The organism is Nocardiopsis rhodophaea (assembly GCF_039530945.1).
GTDB lineage: Bacteria > Actinomycetota > Actinomycetes > Streptosporangiales > Streptosporangiaceae > Nocardiopsis_C > Nocardiopsis_C rhodophaea.
The window spans coordinates 60,578-68,278 of sequence record NZ_BAAAPC010000027.1; the positions used below are offsets into that span (position 1 = coordinate 60,578).

Consider the following 7,701-nt stretch of genomic DNA (forward strand, 5'->3'; position numbering starts at 1 on the left):
TGCTGATCAGTATGTGCGGCCTTCGGCGATATTGATCGTGCGGTCGGCCCGGGACGCCACATTCGGCTCGTGCGTCACCACGATCACCGCGGCCCCCCGATGCCGCGCTTGCTCCAGCAGCTGGTCCATGATCAGCTCACTCGTGGCCGCGTCCAGCGCGCCCGTCGGCTCGTCGGCGAGGATGAGCGAGGGGTCCAGGCACATCGCCCGTGCCAACGCCACACGCTGCTGCTCACCGCCGGACAGCTGGTGCGGCCGGGCGTGCAGCCGGTGTCCCAGCCCCAGCGATGTCAGCAGCTCCCTAGCGATCGCGCGGCGGCGCATCAGCGGGACACCGCCCAACACCATCGGCACCCCGACGTTGGCCATCGCGGTGCGGCGCTCCAACAGGTGGAACTGCTGGAACACGAAGCCGATCCCGTTGTTGCGCAACCGGGCCCGATGCCCCTCACGCAGCCGCGTCACGTCGACGCCGTCGAAGATGTGCTCGCCGCCGTTGGCGGTGTCCAGCAGGCCCAGCAGGTTGAGCAGTGTGGACTTGCCCGACCCCGACGCGCCGACGACCGCCACCACCTCACCGCGCTGGACATCCATCGAGCAGTCCACAAGCACGGGCAGGTGCTCGCCCGAGACCTGGAAGGAGCGGCGAAGTCCGCGGATCCGCAGCAGCGGTTCCCGTTCGCCGCCCAGGTGTCGGGGTGCGCGCAGGGGAGCCGCCTCCTCAGCGGGGTCGGGAGCGTCGGGCTCTGTGGGAACGGCGGACGCCGCGTGCGGGCGGACCCGTGCGGCCCTGGGGGAGCGGAACGCCATCTAGAAGCCCTCCTCAACGGGCGCGCCGTCCCCGTAGGGGTCCTCGGCCTCAGAGGGCACGTCGAAGTCCCCGTCCAGTGGGACCGGGTCGAGGACCTGATCGTCGACGGTCAGACCCTTGGTCACCTCGACGGAGGTGCCGTCGGAGATGCCGAGCTCGACCTCGCGGACCTCCTGGGAGCCGTCGGCCCCGACAACGATGACCTCGCCTTTCTCCGCACTGCCCCGTACCGCGGTCACCGGAACGATCAACGCGTTCTTCGCCTTGCCGGTAATCACCGACATCTTGCCTCGCACACCGGGGAAGACTTTGAAGTCCGACGGCACCCGGCAGGACAGCTCGGCGCCCGCCTCCCCTCCGCCGGCCGGTCCGCCCTCCAGGGGGACCTCGACGCCGTCGTCGCCGGTGTGCTGCCCGCCCGTGTCCTCCTTGGCCTCCCCTAGCCCGATGAACTCGCACTTCTCCGCGGCCGGACCCTTGTCGATCTTGAGCTTGATCTCCTTGGGCCGGTCGTAGAACTGGTAGAGGTCGTTGGGCGGGATCGAGGCGACGGCCCGGTAGGAGTCCTTGGTGATCTCCGCGACCACGGAACCGGCCTCGACCGGGTCCCCGTTCTCCAGGTCCCCCAGACCGCTCACCTTGCCCGCGGCTGGTGCTCTCAGGGTGACCTCGGTCGTCTTCGGTGCGGTGGGCTCCGCGGGCGCGTCGTCGGCGGCGGGCTCCTCCGCCTCCTCGTTCGGGACGGCCAGAGTCACGATCGGGGCGCCCTGGTCGACCGCCTGGCCGTCGGCCACCCACACACGTGTGACGTCTCCGCCCTTCTTGGCCTTGGTCTTCTCCGCCGGGTCGGCGCGCACTGTGGCGTCCAGCACGACCTTGGAACGGATCTCACCGTGCTCGACCGCGACCGGTGCGCCCCTGTCGAGCTCGACGTCCTCCATGCTCTCCATCGCGGCGGGGTCCTCCCCACCCCCTGCCGGTATCCCGCCGAGCAGCAGGTATCCGCCGCTGGCGCCCCCCACGACGACGACCAGGACGGCCGCCGTGATGATCAGCTTCTTCTTCACCTGAGATCCGCTCCTATTCCCGCAACCCGGCCACCACGGACGCCCGCAGCGCCCGCCACGCGGGGATGATTCCGGCCAGAAGACCCACGCCCGCGGCACTGCCGAGACCCACGAGGACGCCCTGGAAGGGCACGTACAGGGAGACATCGGACGGTAGATAGTCGGTCAGTAGGGCGTCGGCCACGGCGGCGCCCGCGTAGCACAGAGACAGCGCGATGGCGCCCGCGACGAGCGAGACCACCACAGACTCGGCGACGACCGTGATGAACAGCGTCAACCGGTTCGCCCCCAGCGCCCGGTAGGTGGCCAGTTCGCGCCGGCGCTCGCGCACGGTCACCAGTCCGACATTGAGCACGCCGAGCAACCCGGTGGCCAGGGTGATCGCGGCGATCCCGAACAGGCCCAGCGACATGTAGGAGAGCAGTCGGCCCATCTCCTCGCCGCTGTCAGAGCGGAAGGCCGCGATGCTCTCTTTCTTCTCCACACCCCACCGCCAGGAGGCGGAGGCCAGCCGCTCCGCGTACTCCTGGTCGCTGACCGACCCCGGCTCCGTGCGCACGGTGTAGGTGAGCGACGCGAACCCGCTGGCGTCGTCGCTGCCGGGGGCACCGCTGGGAAAGACCACCGGGTCGCTTGCCGGGGAGCGCAGGATGTAGGCGGTGTTCCAGTCGCTGTCCAGGGCGGTGGCCTCGATGATCCCGACGACCCGGGCGTCCACCCACTCGCTGCTGCCGATCTGCAGTTCGGCGGTGTCGCCGATCTGGGCGGCCAGGTTCTCGTTGACGACCACGACCGGGGCGAGGGAGGCCTGGTCGTCCTGGGTGAACCACCGTCCGGCCGCCATGTTGATGCGCCGGATGTCGCCCAGGTCGGCGTCGACCACGTAGGTGTCGACATCGGGGATCACCGTCGCGCCGTCGCGCATCCGCAGCTCGCCTTCCGGGTGGGCGGTCAGCGAGACCGTGGTCGCACCGGCCCGTTTCAGGTCGGTCTCGAACGCGTCGACGTCGGTGACACGCTCGTCCATGATGTCGACCTGGAACGTGTCGGCGACGCCGAAGTTGGCCTCCGTGTAGGACTTCGCGAAGCGCTCGCCGAAGTCTCCGGCCGTGACGACCGTGATGAGGGAGGCGACGCCGACGACGATTCCGGCGCAGGAGAGGATGGTCCGTGACACGTTGGCCCGGGATCCGGCGAAGGCCAGCACGAGGCCGGCGATGAGGGAACGCAGCAAGCCGTCGGCCCTTTCCGCGGAAAACGAGGGGGGCGTAGCGCGTGTTCACGCACGCGCACCGACAACGTCATCGCAGTGGATCGTGTGTTCGGTTCGCGGTTTCCACGGGGGATTTCGACGTATTTCGGAGTCCGCGATCGCCCGGCGTGGGAACCCTAGCGTTCAGCGTCGCGCTTGTCACCCTCGGTGCGGAATGATGAAGGAAATGGCCGGATCCGGCAATGTGTCCGAGGAGCGTGCGGGGGCTACGCAGGCGTCCCGGTTGCGTCGACCCACCACGCGAGCCCCGCTTCCTCGCGCCGCTCGTCCTCCTCCGCCCCCTCCTCCTGGCCCGCCTTCCGCACGCAAGCGGGCTTCGCGTCAGCCCGACGGGCGGTGGAAGCCGTCACACGCGAGGAGCTCCTGGTCGTCGGAGGCGGACCAGATGATCGTGTAGGCGCCCGCGCGCAGGCGGGTCGGCCCATCCGGAAAGTCGTCCGGGAAGGACAGGTGCGTCCAGGCGGTCCCGGTGAGTGTCGTCTCGACGGAGTAGGCGGTATCGTCGGGCGCGATAACGCGTGCGGTCACGGGGAAGCGCGTGGTGCCCTCGTGGTTGCGGAGGCCGACCTCGGCGCTGTGGTGGGGCTTCGCGGCGCCCCCGGGGAGTCGTTCGCGCGGCGCTGAGGTCTCCCAGGCGCCGGGGGCGGTGCTGAGTGCCCGTGGTTCGCACGCCACCGACTCGGGGTCGAATCGGAGTTCGTCGACTTCGAACTGGAACGTGGTGGCGCTCAGATCGGCGGGTCCGTCTCCTCGCGTGGCCTTCTCGGACGTGTCGGTCGGCTTGGCGGCGAACCCCGCACCCAACTCCGTGATCGGAGTAGGGGCGGAGATGTCCGCGCAGCCCGCGGCGGTGATTGCGCCGAGGACTGCGGCGGACAGGGACGGCAGGACACGACGAACTGGTGAATCCCCCATGCGCACAAAATACTACGCAGAGTGAGTAGTCGTGTGCGAAACGCTCAGATTCGCCGGTGGCAGGTCGGACCGGGCAGGGACGCCGGGGCGTGGACCCGCGTCCGCGGGTCAGGTCGCCCGGAGCGGAGTCGGGCCGCCGTTGAGCCAGGTGAGCACCTGGTCGTGGAGGATGCCGTTGGTGCAGACGAGCGCCCCGCCGTCGGTGAAGCTCTGCCCGCGCAGGTCGGTGGCGCGGCCACCGGCCTCCTCCAGGATCACCGGAAGTGGGGCGGCGTCCCAGAGGGACAGCTCCGGTTCGGCGGAGATGTCCACCGCGCCCTCGGCGACCATGACGTGTGACCAGAAGTCGCCGTAGGCGCGGGCGCGCCACACCGAGCGCTGTAGCCCCAGGAAGGAGTCGAGCCGGTTCTGCTGCTCCCACTCCGACAGCTCGGAGAACGACAGTGAGGCGTCCTCTAGCTCCGACACCTGGGAGACGAGGCAGCGCGTCGCCTTGGTGAGGCTGCGGCCCATCCAGGTGCCGTGGTCCTTCGAAGCCCACCACCTCCGGTTCAGCGCCGGCGCCGAGACCAGGCCGACCACCGGGCGGTCCCCCTCCAGCAGCGCGATCATCGTGGCCCAGACGGGGACGCCGCGGACGTAGTTCTTCGTGCCGTCGATCGGGTCGATACACCAGACGCGGTGGCTGTTGCCTGTCTTGCCGAACTCCTCTCCGATGACCGCGTCCCGGGGCCGGGCACGGGAAAGCACGTTGCGCAGCGACTCCTCCACGGCTCGGTCGGCTTCGGTCACCGGAGTCAGGTCGGGTTTGGTGTCGACTTTGAGGTCGAGAGCGCGGAAGTGCTTCACGGAAATGTCGTCGGCCGCGTCGGCGAGGACGTGGGCGAGACGCAGATCATCGTCAAAGGACGCCATATCGAGCAACGCTACTCCTGTTCGGGGCCGGTGTGCGGATCCGGCACCCCCACGTGACCGGAGTGTTAGCGCCACCGCGTGCGAGGATGTTCCCATGACTTCCGCCCGTGAGCATACGACCCCTGAGGGCGCGAACGGATCCGTCGGCGTCCGGGGGCGTCTTCTCGACTCCGCCTATACGGTGATTCTGGCTGGCCGGTGGGGTCGGCTGCGCATGGCCGACATCGCGAGCGACGCCGGCGTGTCGCGACAGACGCTATACAACGAGTTCGGCAGCAAGGAAGGTCTGCTGCAGGCGGTGGTGGTCCGGGAGGCGGAGAGTTTCCTGGACGGCGTCATGGACATCTTCACCAGTCACCGCAGCGACCCGGTGCAGGCGGTGGGCGAGGCCACCCGCTGGACCCTCGCCTCCTCGGCGGAAAACCCGCTGCTCCGCGCGATCATCACCGGCGACGACGCACTGCTGCCCGTGCTCACCACGCGTGCCGAACCGCTCCACGTGGCGTTGGGCGAGCGAATGCGAGCCTTCATGGCGGACAGCTGGCCCTCGCTCGGCGAACGGGCCGACGACATCGTCGAGGTCTCGCTGCGGCTCACGCTCTCCTACGTCCTGCTGCCCACCGACCCGGACCAGGCCGCCCGGCGGGTCGAGCTGGTGGTCCGCAGCCTGCTCGCCTCTGCCCGGGAAGCCGCCTCCTCCTGATCGACCGGCGAATGCGGCCGGTCGCGGAGATGTCCGCGTTCGAAGTGGTGACGCTTGGGCCGGGCTCTGCTTCGATGGGGGTATGTCTGAAGGAGAACCACTCCGGCTGGTGCGCCTCCTGAGCGCGCCGGAACGGCTGCGGGTCTTCTCCGCCCTGGTGCTGGGGGCCACGGGCAGCACGGAGATCGCCGACCACGCGGGCGTCCCGGAACCGGACGCGGTACGCGCCCTGACCGAACTCGAAGAGGGCGGCCTCGTCGGACGCGATGGAAACGACTGGTTCGCCCGCACGGAAGAACTGCGCAATGTCGTAGCGGCGACCACGACGACCGCTGCGGCCTCCATGACCTCAACAGCGTCAGCACCATTCGCCGCCGCATCGGCCCCACGACGCGCCCCCACCTCACCGGCCTCGCCCGCCCCGACACTCGGTGCGCACTCGACCCCACGAGACCCACCCATCCCCTGCGGCCGTGAAGACGCCGCCATCTTCCGCGCCTTCACCCGCGACGGCCGCATCCTGGCCATGCCGATCCAGCGTTCCAAGCGCCTAGTTTTGCTCGACTACGTCGCCCGCACCTTCGAACCCGGCGTGCGGTACACGGAATCAGAGGTCAACGCGGTCCTCCGCACCTTCCACGGCGACCACGCCCTCCTCCGCCGCTACCTCGTCGACGAGGGCTTCCTGGACAGGGACACGACTCACTATTGGCGCTGCGGCGGAACTGTCGATGTGTGACCTGGCCGAGTAATGGCCAACTCCGGATTCTTTTTGCCCTATGGTCATGTGTTCGTCCCGGTTGGGCAGAATTCCCAGGGGTGCTGTAGTCGCTATCAAGATCGACCGCGGCGCCACGTGATCGGGGTAAGAACTTTTTCATTCTAGGCGGCCTTTTCTGATCAAGGAGTCTCCGGTGTTCTTGGGTCAAAAGCAGCACCGAGGGCGGTGGGGGCTGGGGGCACCGGTCTCCGTCGGGATGCCGCCGGGCCGGGCCAGGGCCAGCGGCCCGCACTGCCGGGCTCCTTCATGGTGGAGCTGGAAAAGCGGCAGCGAAGGCCGGTGAGGCGGGGGCGCTCCTGTCAGCTCACAGGTACAACGGGCAGGCGACCCGCAACGCGCCTTCATTTCCCCGCGATGATCATGGGAATGGTCCCGATTCTGTCCCATTTGCCGGGATAGTTGCCATGATCATCGCGGGAGTGGGGGGAAAGGGATCCGGCGGATGCAATCGAGGATGTAGTCGGGGCGCCTGAGATCTTCCCAGGTCAGTCGGACGAGGTGAATGCGCGGGCGAAGCATGGCCAGGGCGTTCTGCCGCCGGCGGTCGTTGGCCAGTACCTCGGGCTTTCCGTGGGGCTGTCGGCCATCGCATTCGATGGCGAGCCTGCGCTCCTTCCAGTACAGGTCGACCCGCGCGACGAATACCCCTCCTGGAGTGAAGAAGCAGTGCTGCAGCTCGTCGGGCGGCAAGCCACCGTCGGTGCAGATCAGCCGTACACGTGTCTCGAAGGTACTCTCGGCGCGGGCGTCGGCCTCACCCCACCAGCGGCGGGTGCGCAAGCTTCCCCTGCGGTTGAGGTTCGCCGCCTCCAGCTCTTCCAACTCACCCACATCAACGAGACCCTGGTGGAGAGCGGAGTCGATCAGCGAGACTCCACAGGCGCGGTCCACGTGCAGAACGGTGTCGCGCAACGTGCGGCCCGGGCAGGTGACGGGCAACCCGTGGCGGATCGCTGCCTCGCCGGGCTTGACCCGCCACGCGTGCTGGGCGACCTGCGGTATCGTCCGCGACGCCTTCTCCGGTGGGACGATCACATGAACGTGATCTTCCCACCGCCAGCGGGGCAGGCCCTGCAACCCCCATAGGTGGGCGGCCGACTCCGCAGCGACTAGGTCCTGTCTGGAGTTTGATCATGAGTGTGGTGCGATGCTGCGGAGCCAGAGCATCGCACCACACAGGTGGAGTCCGGCCTCGTAGCTCTGCGGGGTCTTGTCGAAGCGGGTCGCTATGCCGCG

Annotated in this window: 8 protein-coding genes; 2 read left to right on the top strand and 6 right to left on the bottom strand. The window is 68.8% G+C overall.

Features of this window, described 5'->3' with window-relative positions; all coding sequences use genetic code 11:
• Positions 1 to 6: 6 nt before the first annotated feature.
• The 5 genes from ABD259_RS23655 to hisN form a co-directional block, all read right to left on the bottom strand.
• The gene (locus ABD259_RS23655) at positions 7 to 810 is read right to left on the bottom strand and encodes an ABC transporter ATP-binding protein (protein ID WP_344101512.1); all 804 of its coding nucleotides are present in this window, start codon (positions 808 to 810) and stop codon (positions 7 to 9) included.
• A complete protein-coding gene (locus tag ABD259_RS23660) occupies positions 811 to 1,878 on the bottom strand; it encodes an efflux RND transporter periplasmic adaptor subunit (RefSeq protein ID WP_344101510.1) in 1,068 nt (355 codons plus the stop codon).
• A 13-nt stretch (positions 1,879 to 1,891) separates the two neighbouring features.
• On the bottom strand, positions 1,892 to 3,112 hold the full coding sequence (locus ABD259_RS23665) for an ABC transporter permease (protein ID WP_344101508.1): 1,221 nt from the start codon (positions 3,110 to 3,112) through the stop codon (positions 1,892 to 1,894).
• A 360-nt stretch (positions 3,113 to 3,472) separates the two neighbouring features.
• A complete protein-coding gene (locus ABD259_RS23670; RefSeq protein ID WP_344101506.1) occupies positions 3,473 to 4,066 on the bottom strand; it encodes a hypothetical protein in 594 nt (197 codons plus the stop codon).
• Between the two features lie 108 nt (positions 4,067 to 4,174).
• Complete coding sequence (gene hisN, locus ABD259_RS23675; protein WP_344101504.1) at positions 4,175 to 4,981, bottom strand: histidinol-phosphatase; 807 nt, start codon at positions 4,979 to 4,981, stop codon at positions 4,175 to 4,177.
• 94 nt (positions 4,982 to 5,075) lie between these two features.
• On the opposite strand from hisN, the gene ABD259_RS23680 reads away from it, so the two are divergent.
• Both ABD259_RS23680 and ABD259_RS23685 read left to right on the top strand, forming a co-directional pair.
• Complete coding sequence (locus tag ABD259_RS23680) at positions 5,076 to 5,684, top strand: TetR/AcrR family transcriptional regulator (RefSeq protein WP_344101502.1); 609 nt, start codon at positions 5,076 to 5,078, stop codon at positions 5,682 to 5,684.
• Positions 5,685 to 5,766: 82 nt separating this feature from the next.
• Positions 5,767 to 6,423 (top strand): DUF2087 domain-containing protein, encoded by a 657-nt coding sequence (locus ABD259_RS23685; protein WP_344101500.1) that lies wholly within the window; start codon positions 5,767 to 5,769, stop codon positions 6,421 to 6,423.
• A gap of 450 nt (positions 6,424 to 6,873) precedes the next feature.
• Here the strand turns inward: ABD259_RS23685 and ABD259_RS23690 are convergent, their stop codons facing one another.
• Entirely contained in the window at positions 6,874 to 7,500 is a 627-nt protein-coding gene (locus ABD259_RS23690; protein ID WP_344165321.1) for an endonuclease domain-containing protein, read from the bottom strand.
• Positions 7,501 to 7,701: the final 201 nt, after the last annotated feature.

What these genes read in the sequence shown, in the direction of transcription:
- ABD259_RS23680 (WP_344101502.1), top strand. Translation starts at nt 5,076, where the DNA reads ATGACTTCCGCCCGTGAGCATACGACCCCTGAGGGCGCGAACGGATCC.
- ABD259_RS23655 (WP_344101512.1), bottom strand. Translation starts at nt 810, where the DNA reads ATGGCGTTCCGCTCCCCCAGGGCCGCACGGGTCCGCCCGCACGCGGCG.
- ABD259_RS23685 (WP_344101500.1), top strand. Translation starts at nt 5,767, where the DNA reads ATGTCTGAAGGAGAACCACTCCGGCTGGTGCGCCTCCTGAGCGCGCCG.
- ABD259_RS23670 (WP_344101506.1), bottom strand. Translation starts at nt 4,066, where the DNA reads ATGGGGGATTCACCAGTTCGTCGTGTCCTGCCGTCCCTGTCCGCCGCA.
- hisN (WP_344101504.1), bottom strand. Translation starts at nt 4,981, where the DNA reads ATGGCGTCCTTTGACGATGATCTGCGTCTCGCCCACGTCCTCGCCGAC.